The organism is Sphingomonas aerolata (genome assembly GCF_003046295.1).
Classification (GTDB): Bacteria; Pseudomonadota; Alphaproteobacteria; order Sphingomonadales; family Sphingomonadaceae; genus Sphingomonas; species Sphingomonas aerolata.
Map to the genome: position 1 here is coordinate 390,321 of NZ_PZZN01000002.1, position 19,703 is coordinate 410,023.

General features: G+C 68.1%; 21 protein-coding genes. 10 read left to right on the plus strand and 11 right to left on the minus strand.

Features of this window, described 5'->3' with window-relative positions:
* Positions 1–3: 3 nt before the first annotated feature.
* Positions 4–351 (minus strand): MmcQ/YjbR family DNA-binding protein, encoded by a 348-nt coding sequence (locus C8J24_RS09150; RefSeq protein ID WP_107931895.1) that lies wholly within the window; start codon positions 349–351, stop codon positions 4–6.
* Between the two features lie 195 nt (positions 352–546).
* Here C8J24_RS09150 and C8J24_RS09155 point away from each other — a divergent pair, with 195 nt between their 5' ends.
* Genes C8J24_RS09155 through C8J24_RS09165 form a run of 3 tightly spaced genes read left to right on the plus strand, consistent with a single transcriptional unit; the run spans position 547 to position 4,270 of the window.
* On the plus strand, positions 547–1,854 hold the full coding sequence (locus C8J24_RS09155) for a thiamine pyrophosphate-dependent enzyme (RefSeq protein ID WP_107932741.1): 1,308 nt from the start codon (positions 547–549) through the stop codon (positions 1,852–1,854).
* A gap of 56 nt (positions 1,855–1,910) precedes the next feature.
* The gene (locus C8J24_RS09160) at positions 1,911–2,918 is read left to right on the plus strand and encodes an alpha-ketoacid dehydrogenase subunit beta (RefSeq protein WP_031394420.1); all 1,008 of its coding nucleotides are present in this window, start codon (positions 1,911–1,913) and stop codon (positions 2,916–2,918) included.
* Positions 2,918–4,270 carry a dihydrolipoamide acetyltransferase family protein gene (locus tag C8J24_RS09165; protein WP_107931897.1) on the plus strand — a complete coding sequence of 451 codons (1,353 nt, stop codon included), beginning with the start codon at positions 2,918–2,920 and terminating at the stop codon, positions 4,268–4,270. The genes C8J24_RS09160 and C8J24_RS09165 overlap by 1 nt, the downstream gene beginning before the upstream one ends.
* Positions 4,271–4,274: 4 nt before the next feature.
* Here the strand turns inward: C8J24_RS09165 and C8J24_RS09170 are convergent, their stop codons facing one another.
* The 4 genes from C8J24_RS09170 to C8J24_RS09185 all read right to left on the minus strand — a co-directional run bounded on the left by C8J24_RS09170 (position 4,275) and on the right by C8J24_RS09185 (position 7,267).
* Entirely contained in the window at positions 4,275–4,946 is a 672-nt protein-coding gene (locus tag C8J24_RS09170; protein ID WP_107931899.1) for a peptidylprolyl isomerase, read from the minus strand.
* 198 nt (positions 4,947–5,144) lie between these two features.
* The gene (locus C8J24_RS09175) at positions 5,145–6,341 is read right to left on the minus strand and encodes a thiolase family protein (RefSeq protein ID WP_107931901.1); all 1,197 of its coding nucleotides are present in this window, start codon (positions 6,339–6,341) and stop codon (positions 5,145–5,147) included.
* A 39-nt stretch (positions 6,342–6,380) separates the two neighbouring features.
* The gene (locus tag C8J24_RS09180; RefSeq protein ID WP_107931904.1) at positions 6,381–6,794 is read right to left on the minus strand and encodes a DUF4345 domain-containing protein; all 414 of its coding nucleotides are present in this window, start codon (positions 6,792–6,794) and stop codon (positions 6,381–6,383) included.
* On the minus strand, positions 6,791–7,267 hold the full coding sequence (locus tag C8J24_RS09185) for a DUF2721 domain-containing protein (protein WP_031440529.1): 477 nt from the start codon (positions 7,265–7,267) through the stop codon (positions 6,791–6,793). Before C8J24_RS09185 ends, C8J24_RS09180 begins: the two co-directional genes overlap by 4 nt.
* Before the next feature lie 123 nt (positions 7,268–7,390).
* Between C8J24_RS09185 and C8J24_RS09190 the strand changes: the two genes are divergently transcribed.
* A complete protein-coding gene (locus C8J24_RS09190) occupies positions 7,391–8,479 on the plus strand; it encodes a GNAT family N-acetyltransferase (protein ID WP_107931907.1) in 1,089 nt (362 codons plus the stop codon).
* Here C8J24_RS09190 and trmB read toward each other — a convergent pair.
* Positions 8,476–9,156 carry a tRNA (guanosine(46)-N7)-methyltransferase TrmB gene (gene trmB, locus C8J24_RS09195; RefSeq protein WP_056409132.1) on the minus strand — a complete coding sequence of 227 codons (681 nt, stop codon included), beginning with the start codon at positions 9,154–9,156 and terminating at the stop codon, positions 8,476–8,478. The two genes, C8J24_RS09190 and trmB, sit on opposite strands and share 4 nt — an antisense overlap.
* Positions 9,157–9,221: 65 nt before the next feature.
* On the opposite strand from trmB, the gene C8J24_RS09200 reads away from it, so the two are divergent.
* From C8J24_RS09200 to C8J24_RS09215, 4 genes are all read left to right on the plus strand, one after another.
* Positions 9,222–10,067, plus strand: coding sequence for a formate/nitrite transporter family protein (locus C8J24_RS09200; protein ID WP_107931909.1), 846 nt, complete (start codon positions 9,222–9,224; stop codon positions 10,065–10,067).
* 2 nt (positions 10,068–10,069) lie between these two features.
* Positions 10,070–10,738, plus strand: a complete 669-nt coding sequence (locus tag C8J24_RS09205; protein ID WP_167396740.1) for a phosphatase PAP2 family protein — start codon at positions 10,070–10,072, stop codon at positions 10,736–10,738.
* A 33-nt stretch (positions 10,739–10,771) separates the two neighbouring features.
* A complete protein-coding gene (locus tag C8J24_RS09210; protein WP_042466252.1) occupies positions 10,772–11,056 on the plus strand; it encodes a hypothetical protein in 285 nt (94 codons plus the stop codon).
* An 88-nt stretch (positions 11,057–11,144) separates the two neighbouring features.
* A complete protein-coding gene (locus C8J24_RS09215; RefSeq protein WP_107045674.1) occupies positions 11,145–12,257 on the plus strand; it encodes an AI-2E family transporter in 1,113 nt (370 codons plus the stop codon).
* Between the two features lie 90 nt (positions 12,258–12,347).
* Here the strand turns inward: C8J24_RS09215 and metK are convergent, their stop codons facing one another.
* Both metK and lnt read right to left on the minus strand, forming a co-directional pair.
* Positions 12,348–13,565, minus strand: a complete 1,218-nt coding sequence (gene metK / locus C8J24_RS09220) for a methionine adenosyltransferase (RefSeq protein ID WP_031438941.1) — start codon at positions 13,563–13,565, stop codon at positions 12,348–12,350.
* Between the two features lie 72 nt (positions 13,566–13,637).
* Entirely contained in the window at positions 13,638–15,197 is a 1,560-nt protein-coding gene (gene lnt / locus C8J24_RS09225; protein WP_244180593.1) for an apolipoprotein N-acyltransferase, read from the minus strand.
* A gap of 692 nt (positions 15,198–15,889) precedes the next feature.
* Here lnt and C8J24_RS09230 point away from each other — a divergent pair.
* Both C8J24_RS09230 and C8J24_RS09235 read left to right on the plus strand, forming a co-directional pair.
* Entirely contained in the window at positions 15,890–16,309 is a 420-nt protein-coding gene (locus C8J24_RS09230) for a VOC family protein (RefSeq protein WP_107931918.1), read from the plus strand.
* Between the two features lie 10 nt (positions 16,310–16,319).
* Complete coding sequence (locus C8J24_RS09235) at positions 16,320–16,622, plus strand: polyhydroxyalkanoic acid system family protein (protein ID WP_031396320.1); 303 nt, start codon at positions 16,320–16,322, stop codon at positions 16,620–16,622.
* A gap of 68 nt (positions 16,623–16,690) precedes the next feature.
* Here the strand turns inward: C8J24_RS09235 and C8J24_RS09240 are convergent, their stop codons facing one another.
* The 3 genes from C8J24_RS09240 to ybeY form a co-directional block, all read right to left on the minus strand.
* Positions 16,691–18,016 carry a PQQ-dependent sugar dehydrogenase gene (locus C8J24_RS09240; protein ID WP_107931921.1) on the minus strand — a complete coding sequence of 442 codons (1,326 nt, stop codon included), beginning with the start codon at positions 18,014–18,016 and terminating at the stop codon, positions 16,691–16,693.
* Between the two features lie 215 nt (positions 18,017–18,231).
* On the minus strand, positions 18,232–19,131 hold the full coding sequence (locus tag C8J24_RS09250) for a hemolysin family protein (RefSeq protein WP_056409144.1): 900 nt from the start codon (positions 19,129–19,131) through the stop codon (positions 18,232–18,234).
* A gap of 8 nt (positions 19,132–19,139) precedes the next feature.
* Positions 19,140–19,649, minus strand: a complete 510-nt coding sequence (gene ybeY / locus C8J24_RS09255) for an rRNA maturation RNase YbeY (RefSeq protein WP_031438936.1) — start codon at positions 19,647–19,649, stop codon at positions 19,140–19,142.
* Positions 19,650–19,703: the final 54 nt, after the last annotated feature.

Below are 19,703 nucleotides of genomic sequence, written 5' to 3' on the forward strand. Positions count from 1 at the left end.
GCCTTAGGGCCGCTCGCCATAGGCCTTGCGCTGCGCTGACGTGGCGCGGTCCCACCAGGCGCGGGCGAGCAGATGCGCGATCCGCTCGCCCGCGCCGGTGCCGTAGCGGACCAGCACCGCCGGCCAGCCGTCATAATGATCGGTCTGCCAGAAGGTCGCGGGGTCGGTGTCGAGCAGGATCTCCTTCTCGCCGAGGCCGATATGAAGCACGAAGCTGCCGGGATCGGGCGCGGTGGTCGAGGCGAGCGTCTTGCCGCGGAACCTGAGTGCGGGCCGGCCGTAGCTGGTGCCCGGCTCGACACCCGGCAGCGTGCATCCGATCGCGACGATGGCGTCCCAGTCCTGCAGCATCTCGCCCTGTCTCCCCCGTGTCCGCCCGCGTCCGCAGGCTCATGCTATCGCATTGATCGCACGGCGTTGCACGCGGCCGGTGCGAATGCGGCAACCGGGCAAAACTCCCTCTCGCCAATGCCGTTGAAATTTTATAACAAGGCCGCGAAGAGCGATCCGGCGCGTACGCCGCCGGGCGATGGAGATGGAGTGACGATGGCCAGCGAGCACCCTCGCGCCGATTCGCAGCCGCTGCGCAATCTACCCGGATTGACGCTGCATGTGCCCGAACCGAAGTTTCGACCCGGCGATCCGGTCGATTTCGCCGAAGTCGACGTGCCGCCCGCGGGGCAGGCGCGGCGCCCCGATACCGCGGACAAGGCGAGCGATTTCACCGACCTGGCCTATACGCTGGTCCGCGTTCTCGACGACGAGGGCAACGCAGTCGGGCCATGGGATCCCAAGCTTTCGCCCGATATGCTGCGCCGTATGCTGCGCAGCATGGCGCTGCTCCGCGCGTTCGACGAGCGCATGTTCCGCGCACAGCGGCAGGGCAAGACGAGCTTCTACATGAAGGCGCTGGGCGAGGAGGCGGTCGCGGTCGCGGCGGCCTATGCGCTCGATTACGAGGACATGTGCTTCCCCTCCTATCGCCAGCAGGGGCTGCTGATCGCGCGGGGCTGGAGCCTCGTCGACATGATGAACCAGATCTATTCGAACACCGCGGACAGGCTGGGCGGCAAGCAGCTGCCGATCATGTATTCGGTCAAGGAAGCCGGGTTCTTCTCGATCTCGGGCAACCTCACGACGCAATATCCGCAAGCCGTGGGCTGGGCGATGGCGTCGGCGGCCAAGGGCGACACGCGGATCGCGGCGACCTGGTGCGGCGAGGGATCGACCGCGGAGGGCGACTTCCATTCGGCGTGCACCTTTGCCGCGGTCTACCGCGCGCCGGTGATCTTCAACGTCGTCAACAACCAGTGGGCGATTTCGAGCTTCTCCGGGTTCGCGGGCGCGGAGGCGACGACCTTTGCGGCGCGGGCGGTCGGCTATGGCATTGCCGGGCTGCGCGTCGACGGCAATGACGCGCTGGCGGTCTATGCGGCGACGCAGTGGGCGGCCGAGCGTGCGCGGACCAACCAGGGGCCGACGCTGATCGAGCATTTCACCTATCGCGCGGAAGGCCATTCGACCTCGGACGATCCCGGCCAGTATCGCAGCGAGGGCGAGCCCAATGCCTGGCCGCTCGGCGATCCGATCAAGCGCCTCAAGGACCATCTGATCGCGATCGGCGAATGGGACGATGAGCGCCACGCGGCGCAGGACAAGGAGCTCGCCGAGCAGGTGAAGGCCGCGCAGAAGGAGGCCGAGAAGAACGGCATCCTCGGCCACGGGCTTCACCAGCCGCTCGAATCGCTGTTCGACGGCGTGTTCGAGGAGCTGCCCTGGCATCTGAAGGAGCAGCGTCAGCAGATGCTCGATGAGGAGACGGCGAGCGGCCGTCCATGGGATCGCAAGGCATGAGCGACATGATCGAGGCACCCGGGTCCGACGCAGCGGATGGCGGCGAGACCAGCCGGATGAACATGATCCAGGCGATCAACTCCGCGATGGACATCATGATGACGCGCGATCCCGACGTGATCGTGATGGGCGAGGATGTCGGCTATTTCGGCGGCGTGTTCCGCGCGACTGCGGGGTTGCAGGCCAAGCACGGCAAGACGCGCGTGTTCGACACGCCGATCACCGAATGCGGGATCATCGGCGTCGCGGTCGGCATGGGCGCGTATGGCCTGCGTCCCGTCCCCGAGATCCAGTTCGCGGATTACATCTATCCCGCGCTCGATCAGCTGGTGTCGGAAGCCGCGCGGCTGCGCTATCGCTCGGCGGGCGAGTTCACCTCGCCGATCACGGTGCGATCGCCGTTCGGCGGCGGCATCTTTGGCGGGCAGACGCACAGCCAGAGCCCCGAGGGGCTGTTCACGCACATGTCGGGGATCAAGACGGTGATCCCGTCGACGCCCTATGACGCGAAGGGCCTGCTGATCGCGGCGATCGAGGACAATGACCCGACGCTCTTCTTCGAGCCCAAGCGCATCTATAACGGTCCGTTCGACGGCTATTGGGACCGGCCGTCGCAGAACTGGTCGAAGCATCCGGCCGGCGAAGTGCCGACGGGCTATTACAAGATCGAGCTCGGCAAGGCGAAGATCGTCCGGGCGGGCGAGGCGCTGACCATCCTCGCCTACGGGACGATGGTGCATGTCTGCGCGGCGGTGATCGCCGAGACGGGGATCGACGCGGAGATCGTCGATCTGCGCACGCTCGTCCCGCTCGACATCGAGACGATCGAGGCGTCGGTGAAGAAGACCGGGCGCTGCATGATCGTCCACGAGGCGACGCGGACCAGCGGGTTCGGCGCGGAGCTGTCGGCGCTGGTGCAGGAGCGGTGCTTCTACCATCTCGAGGCACCGATCGAGCGCGTGACCGGGTTCGACACGCCCTATCCGCACAGCCTGGAATGGGCCTATTTCCCGGGGCCGGTCCGTATCACCGAGGCCCTCAAGAAGATCATGAAGGACGCATAATGGCTCGCTTTACCTTCAAACTGCCGGATATCGGCGAAGGCATCTCGGAGGCCGAGATCGTCGCATGGCACGTCGCGATCGGCGACCGCGTCGAGGAGGATTCGCCGGTCGCGGACATGATGACCGACAAGGCGACGGTCGAGATGGAGTCGCCCGTATCGGGCGTCGTCGTCGAGCTGGCGGGCGAGGTCGGGGATCAGGTGTCGATCGGTGCCGCGCTGGTGGTGATCGAGACGGATGCGGTCGACGCCGGGGGCGAGGTCGTGGCGGCGCCGCTCACCTCTGCGCAGGCGGAGACGGCGGAGCAGTATGAGGCGGAGAATCCGGGGGTCGAGGAGGTGGTCGAAACGCCGACCGCTACCACCCCGGCGGAGGCCGGGGCCCAAATGGGGGGCGCCGGTAACGACGCGCAGTCCGTTATTACGTCGACCTCTCCAACTGGACCCCGGCCTTCGCCGGGGGGGAGTGACGAGCAGGTTGCTGCTGCCAAGGCGCACTCGCTGGCATCGCCGGCGGTGCGGGCGCGGGCGCGGGATCTGGGGATTGATCTGGCGTCGGTGAAGACCGAGTCCGACCGGGTGCGTCATGCCGATCTCGACGCGTATCTGCGGTACGGCGCGGGGCAGGGCTATCAGGCGCCGGGGGCGAGCCGGGCACGCTCGGACCAGCCGATCAAGGTCATCGGCATGCGGCGCAAGATCGCCGAGAACATGGCCGCGTCGAAGCGCGCTATCCCGCATTTCACCTATGTCGACGAGATCGACGTCACCGCGCTGGAGGCGATGCGTGCGGATCTGAACGCCAATCGCGGCGGGCGGCCCAAGCTGACGATGCTGCCGCTGATGATCGTCGCGATCTGTAAAGTGATTCCTGACTTCCCGATGCTCAACGCGCGCTATGACGACGAGGCGGGCGTGGTGACGCGGCACGGGGCGATCCATCTGGGCATGGCGGCGCAGACCGATGCGGGGCTGACCGTCCCCGTGATCCGCGACGCGCAGGACCGCAACGTCTGGCAGCTCGCGACCGAGATCACGCGGCTCGCCGAGGCGGCGCGCGCGGGCAAGCTTGCGCCGAACGAGATGGGTGGCGGGACGATTACCGTCACCTCGCTCGGGCCGCTCGGCGGGATCGCGACGACGCCGGTGATCAACCGGCCCGAGGTCGCGATCATCGGGCCGAACAAGATCGTCGAACGCCCCGTGTTTAAGGGCGACGAAGTGGTCCGCGCGAAGCTGATGAACCTGTCGATCAGCTGCGACCACCGCGTCGTCGATGGCTGGGATGCGGCGAGCTTCGTCCAGGGGCTGAAAAAGTATCTCGAGACGCCGGTCCTGCTGTTCGCGGACTAACGCGTCAGCGCGGCCGTGGCGGGGTGGGGCGGGTCTTCAACAGCCATGGTCGCGGGCCGCTGGTCGGGCGGGGCGTGCCGTCGAGCCGCTTGGCGCTGATCAGCGCGACGCGGTTGAGGATCATCTGGCCCTTGAACGCGTCGAGCCCGCCACCGGTCGGCTTGGCGAGGATGCGGCGGACGGTGTCCATGCCGCCGACGACATGGCCGAACGCCGCATAGCCGAGATAGCCCGGGCGCGCGTCCATCGCGGGGGTCGGGCCCACGGTGATGAAGAAATTGCCGCCCGCCGAGCCGGGCTCGCTGCCGCGCGCCATCGAGATCGTCGCGTCGAGATGGCGGATGCCGGTCTGCGTCGTCGTCTCGAGCGGGAAGGCGGGCAGGATGCGCCGCGCATCGGTGCGGATGCCGCCCTGGATGAAGCCGAATTTGGGCGCCTTCTTGCCGCGCGCGGCACGGTAGAAATCGGTCCCGTCGAAGCGGCCGTCATCGACATAGGCGAGGAAGTTCGCGCTAGTCTTGGGGGCATGGCGCGTGTCGAGCGCGAGCGTGATCGGGCCTTCGGACGTGGTGAGGCGGACGCGGACGGTGCCGGGTTTCGCGGGGGTGGGTTTCTGGGGGGCGGCGGCGGCCGGGGCGGCCAGCAGCGCTAGCGCCGGGAGGAGGAGGAAACGCATAGGCGGGGCACGACCTTGTCATTTTGAACTGGGGTCGCCGTGTATACCCGCCGTCATCCTGACGAAAGTCAGGACCCAGAGCCACATGCGCCGCACCCCGTTACCCTGGGTCCTGACTTTCGTCAGGATGACGGGAGGGGGCAGGGTGGATGGTGCGGAGCGACGGGAGGGTGCGTCATCCCTCCCGCCCCCGTCGCGTCAGACGATCTCGAACAGGCCGGCGGCGCCCATGCCGCCGGCGGTGCACATCGAAACCACGACATAGCGGACGCCGCGCTTGCGCCCCTCGATCAGTGCGTGGCCGACGAGGCGCGAGCCGGTCATGCCGAAGGGGTGGCCGACCGCGATCGCGCCGCCATTGACGTTGTACTTTTCGGGATCGATGCCGAGATGGTCGCGGCAATAGAGGCATTGCGACGCGAACGCCTCGTTCAGCTCCCACAGGCCGATGTCCGCGACCGTCAGCCCGGCGCGGTCGAGCAGCTTGGGGATCGCGAAGACCGGACCGATGCCCATTTCGGCGGGATCGCAGCCGGCCGACTGGAAGCCGCGATAGATACCGAGGATCTCCTTGCCCTCGGCCTCCGCGGTCCGCCGGTCCATGAGCAGCTGCGCGGACGCGCCGTCGGAGAGCTGGCTGGCATTGCCCGCGGTGACGCTGGTCCCCGGGCTGGAGAAATCGCCGCCTGGCCAGACCGTCTTCAGCCCGGCGAGCGCCTCGGCGGTGGTGCCCGCGCGGATCCCCTCGTCCTGGGTCAGCGTGACGTTCTCGCTGCCGGTGCGCGCGCCCTGCTTGTCGAACAGTGCCTTCTTGACGGTGATCGGCACGATCTCCTCGGCGAACGCGCCGCTGGCGAGGCCGGCGGCGGCGCGCTGCTGGCTCATCGCGGCATAGGCGTCCTGCGCCTGGCGACTGATGCCGTATTTGCGCGCGACGATCTCGGCGGTCTCGATCATCGGGATATAGGCGGCGGGCTCGCGCGCGGTGACGCTCTGGTTGACGTAGCGCGGCGCGTCCTTCGTCACGGTGTAGCTGATCGATTCCATCCCGCCCGCCAGCGCGACATCGGCCTCGTCACAGATGATCGTGCGGGCAGCGAGCGCGACCGCGGTCAGCCCCGAGCCGCATTTGCGGTCGAGCGTGACCGCGGGGACCGATTCGGGCAGGCCGCCGGCGAAGAGCGCCATGCGTCCGGCGTTGCCGCCCTGCGTCCCCCATTGGTTGCCGACGCCCCAGAACACCTCGTCGATACGTGCGGGGTCGATCCCGGCGCGCTCGACCACCGCTTTCATGACGTGCCCACCAAGCACCGGTGCCTCGGTCGCATTGAACGCGCCGCGATAGGCTTTGCCGATGGCGGTACGGGCAGTCGAGACGATGGCGGCTTCACGCATGCTTAGACCTTTCGAGGACCGGGTATGGTCAAGCGTCGTCTAGGGATTCGGTCCGGCGTTGGAAAGGGCCCGGCGGGCGAGGCGCGCCTGCCAGAGCATCAGCAGCGGCACGACGAGGATTTCCATGCCGAGCCCGAGCACATGGCCGCGCGACGGCATGCCGACATCGATCAGCGAGACGAGCCGCGCGAAGCCGCCGACCACGATCAGCCCGCCGAGCAGGCGGAAGCGCGGGCCCTTGGTCTCGATGTGCGGAATGCAGCTGAGGAAGCCGAGCCCGGTCGCGAAAAAGATGCCCGAGATATAGCGGAAATGGCTGTCGAGATCGCGCGGCACGTCGGCGAGGTGGCCGAACGGGGCTGGGCCGTGGACGATCCCCTGACCGCCGACGAGCAGCGGCAGGAGGCAGGCGATCGCGACGACGCCCTGCAGCAGGCGGTGTTCGAGCATCATGTCAGCTTGTCGAGCAGTTCGGGGTTGTCGAGCAGTTCGGGGCGGATGCGGAAGGCGACCAACGAGATCCGCACTTCGATCATGAAGCTGGCAAAGGCGGCGATCAGCAGGATCATCGCGAGGATGAACGAGACCGCGACATAGGTCCCGAAGTGCAGCTTCGCGAGTTCGGCGATGAACAGCAGCGCGATGACGATACAGGTCATGATCGCGCTCGACACCGCGAGGAAGAGCGAGGCGTTGATGATCGTCATCCGCCGGTCGAGCAGCCGCAACTCCCAGATATGGCGGATGCGTTCGGGCCCCGCGCTGCTGGGATGGAGCTTTTCGAGCTGGCGGGCGCGGTCGATCACGCGCGAGAGGCGACCGGCGAGCACGTTGAGCAGCTGGCCGATGCCCGCGAGCATGAAGACGGGCGCAAGCGACAGCTGGATCGTCTGCGCGATCGTCGAAACGGCGGGAAGGGGTATCATCCTGATCATCATGCGGAATAACCGCGCCGGAGGGAAGCCAATCCCGCCCCCCGCCCTGAAGCCCCGCGGCGCCGCGCGCGATCCTGCACTACCTGGTAAGGGATTGCTGCTAGGGGGCGTGCGATGTCGAAACCGATGCTCCTGTCCGACCGCGTGCCGGTGCCACCGAGCGCGCAGGCAAGCGTGGTCGAGGGCCTGAGCATCGCGATCGACGCGGTCGCCGCGCGCGCGGCGCCGAGCCACCGGTTCCTGCGCTATGGCTGGTATGCCGCCGCGCTCAGCGCCTATGGCGGCCGCGCGAATACCCTGGTGGTCGAGGAGGACGGCGTCGCGGCGATCGCGTTGCCGTTCGTCGCGCTCGGCCCGGCGTGGCTGCGGCTGGCGACGGTGCCGGGCTGCTACTGGCCGTTCCGCAGTTTCGGCATGGCGATGGGGGCAAGCGAGGCGGCACGCGCGGCGGCGCTGCGCGGACTATCCGCGCAGTGCAGCGGCCTGCGGATCGGCCCCGTCCAAGACGGCGATCCGGCCGCGGACGCGCTGATCGCGAGCGCGCGGGCGGCGGGATGGTGCGCGATCGACCGGCACCTCGGCGACGCCTGGGTGCTCGACCTCGTGCCGAGCGTCGATGGCGAGCGCTGGCCGCGCAACTCGACGCTGCGCAAGAACCGGTTTCACGAAAAGCATCTGGCCGAGCATGGCGCGCTCGACTGGCAAGCGCTCGCGGGGGCGGACTGGCCGGCGCGGTTCGCCGATCTGGGCGCGGTCGAGCAGACGAGCTGGGTCGCGCAGGAGACCGACCGCCGCGACATGAAGTTCACGACCGACGGGCATCTCGCCTTCTGGCAGGCGGCGGCGGTCGACCCGGTGCTGGCGGGGATGTTCCGCGCAGCGCTGCTCCGCGTCGACGGCGTGCCCGCCGCCTTCTCGTTCGACATCGATACGGGGGCGCTGATCTATGCGATCGCCAACAGCTACGATCCGCGTTTCGCCAAGCATTCGCCGGGCAAGCTGCTCTACTGGCGCAACCTGATCGCGGCGATGGCGCGCGGCGCGACCAGGGTCGACTGGGGCGCGGGCGACAGCGGCTACAAGCGGGTGATCGGCGCGGCGGAGGGCGCACCGATCCGCGACTGGCTGTTGCTCAGGCCCGGGCTGCCCGCAATTGCGGGTCGCGCGCTGGCCGGCTGGTGGCGGCGCAGCGGCGGGCGCTAGTCGCGGATATAGCGGAAATACCAGACCTCATGGCCCTGGCGCCGGGCTTTCCGCTCGTAGCGCGTCTCGGGCCAGTCGTCGGGGCGGGTCAGGAAGTCCTGCGGGGTGCGCGCCTGCCAGGTGAAGTCGCGGCGCTGGTCCATGATCATCATCGACCAGCGGCAATAGGTCGGATCGTCGGTGCCGAGCCGGAATTCGGCGCCGGGCTTCAGCTTGGCGGCGATCGTGTCGAGCGGGCCGTGATTGACCATGCGGCGCTTGGCATGCCGCGCCTTGCGCCAGGGATCGGGGTGGAGGAGGTAGAGCCGGTCGAGGCTGGCATCGGGCAGCCGCTCGATCACCTCGAGCGCGTCGCCCATATAGAGCCGCACATTGGTCAGCCCGCCGTCGCGGATATGGCCGAGCGCGCCGACGACGCCGTTGAGGAACGGTTCGCAGCCGATGAAGCCGACATCCGGATTGGCCGATGCCTGGCCGGCGAGATGTTCGCCCGCGCCGAAGCCGATCTCGACATGGAGCGGGCGGTCGTCGCCGAACAGGGTGGCGGCGTCGACGATCCCCGTCTCGGGAACCGACAGCCGCGGGAGCATCTCCTCGACGAGCGCGGACTGGCCCTGGCGAAGCTTGTGGCCCTGGCGACGGCCATAGAGGCGGCGAATGGTGGCGGGATCGTTCATCGCCGCGCGCTCTAGCGGTCGATTGCGCGGGAGCAAAGCACGTAGCGGTCCGTTACAAGGCCGTAATGGCCGAAAACAGCACCACCACGTCGGACACCGGGTCCGCACCCGAGGGGCCCGAGCAGGACGTCGAGGAACTGAAGGCGGCGGACGCGGGCGATCTCCACCGCGCGGTCCGCGAGGCGGGCGAGGACGAACTCGCGCGCCCGGGGGTCTCGCTGTTCTTCTCCGCGCTCGCGGCGGGGCTGGCGATCACCGCGTCGCTGGTCGCCGAGGGTGCGCTTCATGCCGCGCTGCCCGATACGCCGTGGCGCGAGCTGGTCGTGTCGCTCGGCTATCCGGCGGGGTTCCTGGTCGTCATTCTCGGGCGGATGCAATTGTTCACCGAGAGCACGATCAGCGCGATGCTGCCGCTGGTGACCAAGCCGTCGCGCTGGGCGCTGCGGCGGACGTTGCGGCTGTGGGGCATCGTGCTGGGCGCCAATCTGCTCGGCACCGCGCTGACCGCGGCAGCGATCGCGGGCGGTGTGCTGGGCGGGGCGGAGCTGCGCGAGGCGATGATCGCGGTATCGATGCGGATCACCGAGCTTGGCGCCTGGGCGACGTTCGTCAACGCGATCCCGGCCGGGTTCATGATCGCGATCCTCGCCTGGTCGCTGCCCAATGCGCGCGGCGAGGCGTTCATGGTGATCTTCGCGGTGACCTATGTGGTCGCGATCGGCGGGTTCAGCCATTCGATCGTCGGATCGGACGAGGCGTTCCTGCTGCTGTTCACCGGGCATGTCGACCTGGTCCGGACCTTTGCGGGACTGTTGCTGCCGGCGATCATGGGGAATCTCGTCGGTGGTGCGGGGGTGTTCGCGCTGCTGGCGCATGCGCAGGTGCGCGGCGAAATGCGACAGAAGGACTGATGATGACGGGCAAGAGCAAGAGTGCGGCGGCCAAGATCGCCGAGGCCGACCGCAAGGCGACCTACAAGCTGGCCGAACACCGCGACGCGCCGGTGGTGAAGGCGACGGGCTTCCTCGCCGAGGTTGCCGACCAGCCGCAGCTGATCGCGACGTCGATCGGCACGCTGGTGATCGGGCTGGTCGCGCGGCGGCCCGACCTGATCCGCGGCGGCGCACGGATGCTCGCCTCGCACCTGGCGGCGACCGCGGCGAAATCGGTGATCAAGCATTCGGTCGACCGGACGCGGCCGGGCCATGCGCTCGACACCGGCAAGGCGCGGTTCGAGACGGGCGACAGCCAGGACCACAAGCAGACGTCCTTCCCGTCGGGCCATACCGCAGGCGCGGTGGCGGTCGCGCGTGCGGCGTCGCGCGACATCGACGGCGCGGCGATGCCGTCGGCGCTGGCGACGGTCGCGGTGGCGGCGGCCCAGCCGGTCAACGGCAAGCATTATCTGTCCGACCTGGTCGTCGGCGCGGCGGTCGGCTGGATCGCCGAGGCGGCGGTCAGCGCGCTGTTCGACCGCGTCGCGCCGGTCGTCGAGCATGTCACTGAAAACACGGAAAGATCCGCGGATCACGATCCCGCGACAGTGCCGAACGGGGCCGAGGGAACCGTTCCGCCTGCGTGACGGTTTGGATGGCCTCACAAGAGGGATTTATACATGAAGACCATCGCTACCGCGCTCATGCTCGCAACGCTGACCATTCCGCTCGCAGCCTGTGGCGGCAAGGGTGACGACAAGCTGGGCAGCCAGGTCGAGGGCGCCGCGGAAAACCGCGCCGACGCGCTCGAGGCCGCTGCCGACAATCTCGAGGATCGCGCCGAGGCGGTTCGCGATCAGGGCGAGAAGCAGGGCGAGGCGGTCGACGACGCGGACGTGAACGCCGCCGCGATGTCGAACGAGCAGAAGGCGGCCCTCGTCAACGGCAGCGCCGCGCTGCGCTAAGTACAATGATGCCGTCCCCGCCGATTCGGGCGGGGACGGTATCGTCGGCGGCGCCTGGGGCCGACCGACGATGTTGGGGGGATGCATGATGATCAACCGGCGCCGGCTCGAAACGGGCGGATTCCTGATATTCCTGGTGGTGATCACGATCGCGCTCGTCGTGGTCGTCTGGTCGTATGCCCTGGCGCTGCTGTGGGCCGCGCTCGCCGCGATCCTGTTCCAGCCGCTGTTCCAGCGTCTGCTGGAGCGGATGCCGACGCGTCGCAACACCGCCGCCGCGCTGACGCTGCTGATCATCCTGTTCGCGGTCGTCGTGCCGAGCATGATCATCGGCGGGATGATCGTCGACCAGGCCGGCACGGTCTATACCCGCATCCAGAATGGCGAGATCAATTTCGCCGCCTATTTCAACCAGGTGCATGATGCGCTGCCGACGCGTCTGCAGACGCTGCTCGACAAGGCCGGGTTCGATTCGATCGAGCGGATCCAGGCGCGGCTGTCGCAGACGATGGGCAACAGCGTGCGGACGATCGCCAGCCAGGCGCTGTCGATCGGGCGCAACGCCGCCGCCTTCCTGCTCGCCTTCGGTATCGCGCTGTACGTGATGTTCTTCCTGCTGCGCGACGGCGAGACGATCGGGCCGAAGATCTGCGACGCGCTGCCGCTCGAGCGGTCGGTCACCGCCGCGCTGGTCGACAAGTTCGTGTCGGTCGTGCGTGCGACGATCAAGGGCACGGTGATCGTCGCGCTGGTCCAGGGCGGGCTGGGTGCGGCAACCTTCTGGATCGTCGGGCTGCCCGCGGCCCTGCTCTGGGGCCTGCTGATGGCGCTGACCTCGCTGCTGCCCGCGCTCGGGCCGGCGATCGTCTGGGTCCCTGTCGCGGTCTATCTGCTGGCGACCACCGCGATCTGGCAGGGGCTGGTGGTGATCATCTCGGGCGTCGTCGTGATCGGCATGGCGGACAATATCCTGCGGCCGATTCTGGTCGGGCGCGACACGGGAATCCCCGATTTCGTCGTGCTGGTCACGACGCTGGGCGGGATCGAGCTGATCGGCCTCAGCGGTATCGTCGTCGGGCCGCTGGTCGCGGCGCTGTTCCTGGCGTCGTGGCAGATCCTGACCGAGCAGCGGCATCGGCAGCGCGCGAGCGCGCCGCTGGTCGGCGACGCGGCGGGGACCGACCGGTCGGCGCCCGGCTGATCGGTTCCGATCCGGCGTAGCGGACATGAAAAAGCCTCCCCCGGACGGTCCGGGGGAGGCTTTTCTGTATCACCTATCGGGCGAGGTGCGTCAGGCAGTTGCGGCCTTCAGCTTGTCGACCAGATCGGTGCGCTCCCAGGTGAAGCTGTCACCCTCGGGCTCGCGGCCGAAATGGCCGTAGGCCGCGGTCTTCTTGTAGATCGGCGCGTTGAGCTTGAGGTGCTCGCGGATGCCCTTGGGCGTGAGGCGGACGAGCTTGGGCAGGACCGCCTCGAGCTTGGCCTCTTCGACCGTGCCGGTGCCGTGCGTGTCGACATAGACCGACAGCGGCTCGGCGATGCCGATCGCGTAGCTCAGCTGGATCGTGCAGCGGCGGGCGAGCCCGGCGGCGACGACGTTCTTCGCCAGATAGCGTGCGACATAGGCGGCCGAGCGATCGACCTTGGTCGGATCCTTGCCCGAGAACGCGCCGCCGCCATGCGGGGCTGCGCCGCCGTACGTGTCGACGATGATCTTGCGGCCGGTGACGCCGGCGTCGCCGTCGGGGCCACCGATCTCGAACGCGCCGGTCGGGTTGATGTAGATCGCGGTCTCATCCGAGATGAAGCCTGCGGGCAGCACGTCGGTGAACACGCCCATGACATAGTCGCGCAGCTCGGCGTACTTGGCCGGATCGGGGTTCTTGCCCTTTTCCGAATAGCCCGGTGCGTGCTGGGTGGAGACGACGAGCGCGGTAGCGCGGACCGGCTTCTCGTTCTCATAGGCGAGCGTCACCTGGCTCTTGGCGTCGGGCTCGAGGAACGGGGCTGCGCCCGAATGGCGATCGGCGGCCATCCGCTCGAGGATCTTGTGGCTGTAGTAGAGCGTCGCGGGCATCAGGCCCGGCGTCTCGTCGGTCGCGTAACCGAACATGATGCCCTGGTCGCCGGCACCCTCGTCCTTGTTGCCGCTCTCGTCGACGCCCATCGCGATCTCTGCGGACTGGCCGTGGAGGTTGTTCTCGAAACGGAACTCGTTCCAGTGGAAGCCCGACTGCTCGTAGCCGATTTCCTTGACGGTGTTGCGGACGGCCGCCTCGATCTCGTCGAGCACGCCGTCGGCCCACTGGTCGTTCTCATAGATGCCCTTGCCGCGGATCTCGCCGGCGAGGACGACGAGCTGCGTGGTCGTCAGCGTCTCGCAGGCGATGCGTGCCTCCGGATCCTTGGCGAGGAACAGGTCGACGATCGTGTCGCTGATCTGGTCGGCGACCTTGTCGGGATGGCCTTCGGAGACCGACTCGGAGGTGAAGAGAAAGGACTTGCGCATGAAACCTCTTCGCAAAAGGCCCGGCGGTGGGGCACCGCGGGGCATCATATAAGGAAAGCTTTATATGTCCTTCTAGCGTTCGCGGCGGCGCAGGGCAACGGCCAAGGCGATCATCGCCGCCATGACCAGCCCCGCCGCCAGATTGCCGAGCCGCGCGAACAGCGTCACGGGCAGCGCGGGCGGCATCGGCAGCTCGGCCGCGCCCGCGGTCTCGTGCGCGACGGTGGCGAGCAGGCGGCCGTCCGCGGCGATGATCGCGGAGATGCCGGTCGGGGTCGCGCGAACGATCGGCAGCCCCTCCTCGATCGCGCGCATCCGTGCCTGGGCCAGATGCTGCGGCGGGCCCCAGCTGCCGAACCAGGCGTCGTTCGAGGGGTTGAACAACAGCCGCGGGCGGTGCGCGCGGTCGACCGTCTGGCCCGAGAAGATGATCTCGTAGCAGATCTGGATGCCGATCGACCCGAAGCCCGCGAGCGTCAGATTGCCCGGCCCCTCGCCCGAGGTGAAGTCGATGTCGCCGGGGACGAGCCGCGCGAGCCCGAGCGGTTTCAGCAGCCACGGCATCGGCAGATATTCGCCGTAGGGGACGAGATGCGCCTTGTCGTAGCGACCGCGCAGCCGCGCCTGTGCGTCGATCGCGAACACCGAATTGGTCGCGCCCGCGATCCGGTCCTCGCGGTCGAACGACAGCGAGGTGCCGCCGGTCAGCAATATGTCGTCGGGGCCGAGCAGGCGCGCGATCCGGCGGCGCAGATAGGCCGGGCTCGACCAGTCATAGGCGTAGAAGGGATAGCCATCCTCGAGATAGTCGCGCACCACGCCCTCGGGCCAGACGACGAGCCGGGGGGTGGCGCCGGGCGTGCCCGACAGCTTTTCGAGCGCGGACAGCACGCGTTCGCCGTCCGATTCGCTGCGATCCTCCTGGCCGATATCGGGCTGGACGACGCGGACGCGCGGCGCGTTGGCGGGCGCGGCGGGGGCGTCGGTCCACAGAGCCGACAGCGCGGCGAGCGCGAGCAGCGGGACGACGATCGCGGGCATCGCGACGCGGCGACGGCTGAGCATCCACAGCGATCCCGCCGCGACGATCGTCACCCCCGACAATGCATAGGTGCCGATCCACGCCGACAGCCGCGCGATGCCGATCGCGGGCAGCCACATCACCCCCAGCGGATCCCAGGCATAGCCGGTGAACAGCACGCTGCGCAGCCACTCGGTCGCGATCCATGCGGCGGCGAACACGAGGATGAAGGCGGGATCGGGCGTTGCGGTCGCGCGGCGTCCGAACCGCCAGGCGAGGCCTGCAGCGACCATCGGGAAGATCGCGAGATAGAGCGCGAGCCCGACCGCGGCGAAATAGCCGAGCACCGGCGGCATCGCGTCCTGAAAGTCGAACGCGTGCTGGAACCAGTTGTTGTTGACGGTGAAATGCCCGAGCCCGAACAGCCAGCCGCGCCACAGCGCCTGGCGCAGCGTCGGTGCATCGTGGACGAGCGCCAGCCACGCGGCGACTGCGACGAGCGCGAGCGGCCAGAGATCGAGCGGCGCAAACCCCGTCGCTGCGATCGCGCCGAGCAGGACGCAGGCGAGCGCGGGGGAGGTGAGGGCGGCGCGGGCGGGAGAGCGGGTCACGCCTGCGCTATGGCGTGGCGGCGGGGGGCGGGCAATATCTGACGCGGCATCTGACGTGGCGGTGGGGGGGATGGGGCGTTGGGGCTGGTGCGGTGGGCGCTTTCGTTGGCCTCGGTACCAACGCCTGGGTCTACCCCCACACATGACCACCCCGGCGAAGGCCGGGGTCCAGCTGGGAAGGTCGCCGTGACGACGCGCAACCTTTAGTTACCACCGTCCCCCAACTGGGCCCCGGCCTTCGCCGGGGTGGTGCCATCTCCTTGCGGGCAGCTGGTACTATATCGACAAATAGCATCGTGCAGACCGCATCCCTTGCACCTCCCCGGCGGAGGCCGGGGTCCAGGTGGGAAGGTCGCAGTGACGGCGCGCTGTCCTGCGTTACCACCGTCCCCCAACTGGGCCCCGGCCTTCGCCGGGGTGGTGCCACCTCCTTGCGGGCAGCTGGTACTATATCGACAATTAGGATCGTGCAGGCAGCATCCCTTGCACCTCCCCGGCGGAGGCCAGGGTCCAGGTGGGGAGGTCGCTGTGATGTCGCGCAACCTTTAGTTACCACCGTCCCCCAACTGGGCCCCGGCCTTCGCCGGGGTGGTGGAGAGGAATGGGGGCGGTACTTGAGCGGCGGACGCGCAGCGGGCATCGCATAGCGGGGGCGGGGTGACGCAGGGGATCATCCGCTCTATCCTGCCCGCATGACGCTGCGCCCCTTTCATCTCGCCTTTCCCGTCCATGATCTCGCCGCCGCGCGGGCCTTTTACGGGGGGACGCTCGGTTGTCCCGAGGGGCGGTCGAGCGATCACTGGATCGACTTCGACCTGTTCGGGCATCAGATCGTCGCGCATCTCGATCCGGCGGCGAAGGCGATCGCGGTCGAGAATGCGGTCGACGGGCATCAGGTGCCGGTGCCGCATTTCGGCGTCGTGCTGACGATGGACGACTGGATCAGCCTGTCCGAGCGGGTCGCGGCGGCGGGGGTCCGGTTCGGGATCGCGCCGCATGTCCGCTTCAAGGGCGAAGTCGGCGAGCAGGCGACGATGTTCTTTTGCGACCCCAGCGGCAACGCGCTCGAGTTCAAGGCGTTCGCACAGGACGCGATGCTGTTCGCACACTGAGGATCAAAGAATGTCCAATCCCATTTCGGTCGATATCCCCCACAAGCTCGGCAAGGCGGGGGTGCGCTCGCGGCTCGACAGCGGCATCGACACGATCGGGTCGAAGATCCCCGGCGGATCGGTGACCGATCGGCGCTGGGAAGGCGATACGCTGCACTTCACCGTCAGCGCGATGGGGCAGGTGATCGGCAGCAAGGTCACGGTGTTCGAGGACAATGTCCATGCGATCGTCGACCTGCCGGGGCTGCTCGGGTTGTTCGCCGGCAAGGTGCAGGACATGATCCGCAAGGAAGGGCCGAAGCTGCTGCGGTGAGGGTTTGCGGCGTAACGCCGCCCCGCTCGTCATCCTGACGAACGTCAGGATGACGGGGGAGGGGGCACTTACTTCGTGCTGACGCGCCAGATCGTGTTGCCGACATCGTCGGCGACCAGCAGCGCGCCGGCCTTGTCGGTGATGACGCCGACCGGGCGGCCCTGTGCTTCGCCATCCTTGTTGAGGAAGCCGCCGAGCACGTCGACGGGCTTCGCGTTTGCCGCCGGGAAGCCGGTGTCGCCGAACGGGATATAGACGACCTTGTAGCCCGAGAGCGGCTTGCGGTTCCACGAGCCGTGCTCGCCAACGAACACGCCGTTGGTGAAGCGGTCGCCGAGCTTCGCGTCGCCCGCGAAGGTCAGGCCGAGGGCGGCGACATGCGGTCCGAGCGCATAGTCGGGACGCTTGGCATATTGCTGGAGCGCGGGGTTCTTCGGCTCGACGCGATCGTCGGGATAGCCGCCCCAATAATACCAGGGCCAGCCGAAGTGATCGCCGAACTCGACCTGCGTCAGATAGTCGGGCGCGAGGTCCGAGCCGAGCATGTCGCGTTCGTTGACGACGGTCCAGAGCTGGCCCGATTTGGGGTTGATCGCCATGCCGTTGGGGTTGCGAAGGCCGGCGGCGTAGATCCGCCAGTTCTTGTCCTTCGGCCAGACCTGCAGAATGTTGGCGCGGTATTTTTCTGCGTCCATGCCGTTTTCGGCGATGTTCGACGCCGAGCCGACGCCGACATAGAGCGTCTTGCCGTCGGGGGCGGCAATCACGTTGCGCGCCCAGTGATTGCCGCCGCCGTTGAGCGGGATGACACGCTCGGGCTTGGCGGTGATCCGGGTCGCGCCCTCGGTATAGGGCACGCGGACGAGCGCGTCGGTGTTGCCGATATAGAGCTGGCCATCCATCAGCGTCATGCCGAAGGGCGAGTTGAGCCCGGTCATGAAGGCCGAGCGCGTCTCCGCCACGCCGTCGCCATCCGCGTCGCGCAGCAGCGTGATGCGGTTGGCCGAGGGCACGCCCGCACCCGCGCGGCCCATCAGGAAGTTCATCACCGTCGTGACGACACCGGGACCTTTACGCGGTGGCGAATTGGTCTCGGCGACCAGCACGTCGCCATTGGGCAGGCGGTAGAGCCAGCGCGGATGATCGAGTCCGGCCGCGAACGGCTGGACCTTCATCCCCGCCGCCGCGGTCGGCATCGCGCCCTTGGGCCAGCCGACCGCCTTGGCGACGCCGATCGTCGGCAGCATCTGGATCCGCGGCGCGGTAATGTCGGGCCGCTTGCCGGTGACCTGGTTGACGTCGAGCCGGGCGGTATCGGGCCAGGCGAGCCAGGTGAACCCGGCGATCCCGACCAGGATGATCAGCCCGAGCACGATGAGGATGTGTTTGCGCATGCAGGAGAGTTAGGCGGGAGTGCGGGCGGGGGCAATGGCGCGATTGCGGTTGGCGGTGGAGCGCACTGCTTCGTCATTCCCGCGGAGGCGGGAATCCAGCGGGGCAGGGTCTGCGTGCTGTCGGACGGCTAGCCGGTATGGGTTCCCGCCTTCGCGGGAATGACGAAGGGGTTGGGCGGGGGCGTGTCGGCCGACACGCCCCCGCCCCCTTCGTGTCAGTCGTCGTCTTCGACCAGCACCACCGGGGGGTGGAGGCGGAGGCGGTTGACGCGGCGTTCGTCGGCTTCGGTGACTTCGAGCTTCCAGCCGCTCGGATGATCGACGCATTCGCCGATCTGCGGGACATGGCCTGCGAGCAGCGCAGCGAGGCCGCCCAAAGTGTCGATATCGCCATCGACCTCGGCGAGCCGCGGGTCGATCAGTTCGGCGGCATCCTCGAGCTCGGCGCGCGCGTCCGCGTCCCAGGCCCCGCCGTCGATCGGCGTCATCAGCACCTGCGGCGCGTCGTCATGCTCGTCCTCGATATCGCCGACGATCTCCTCGATCAGGTCCTCGAACGTGACGAGCCCCTCGGTGCCCGAATATTCGTCGAGCACGATCGTCAGATGGACGTGCTTCTGGCGCATGTCGGCGAGCAGATCGAGCGCGCCGCGCGACATCGGCGCGTAGAGCGGCTCGCGGATCAGCCCGGCGAGCGTCGTCGGATGCTCGGCGCCGGTCGCGAGGATCGTGAAGACGTCCTTGATATGGACCATACCGATGATCGTATCGAGATTGTCGCGATAGACCGGCAGGCGGCTGTGGCCGGCCTCGGCGAACAGCTTGACGAGGTCGGCGAACGACGTCTCCTCCTCGACCGCGATGATGTCGGCGCGCGGCACGCCGACATCGCCTGCGTCCCGCTCGCTGAAATGCAGCAGGTTGCGGACCATCTGGCGTTCGAGCGGGGTGAGATCGCCCTTGGCATCGGGGGCGGGATCGCCCTCGTGCCGGTCGATCGCATCCTCGAGCTGATCGCGCAGCGATTCGTCGGGGGCACCGAAGATCAGGCCTTTCAGCCCGCGCCAGATACTGTCGGTACTATCGCCGTTTCCGGCATTGGGGCCATCGGCCATCGTGGTCGTCAGTCCTCTGTGATGAGATAGGGATCGTGGAGCCCGAGCGCGGCGAGCGCGTCGCGTTCGATCTGCTCCATACCCTCCGCCTCGTCGTCGTCCATATGATCATAGCCTAGCAGATGCAGCGTGCCGTGCACCATCAGATGCATCGCATGATCCTCGACCGAGATGCCGCGCTCGGCGGCTTCCGCGACGCAGACGCCGTGCGCGAGGATGATGTCGCCGAGCAGCACCTCGCCATCGTCCGAATTCTGCGCGATCGTCTCGAGCAGATCGGCCTGCACCATCGGGAAGGACAGGACGTTGGTCGGCTTGTCCTTCTGGCGATATTGCTTGTTGAGCGTGTGGACCTCGTCGTCGGACGCGAGCCGGAACGAGATCTCGACCGTGGCGGCGCCGGTCAGCAGCTGACCATGCGGGGTCCGTTCGATCGCCGCGGTCGCGGCGCGCTTAGCGAGGCCGTCCCAGTCCTGGTCGGGCCAGGGAGCCTCCGAAGAGAGCGCGATTTCGAGCATGCGGGTCCTTCCGGCGGAAACGTCAGGACGAAATCATTACACAGGTGGCAAAGT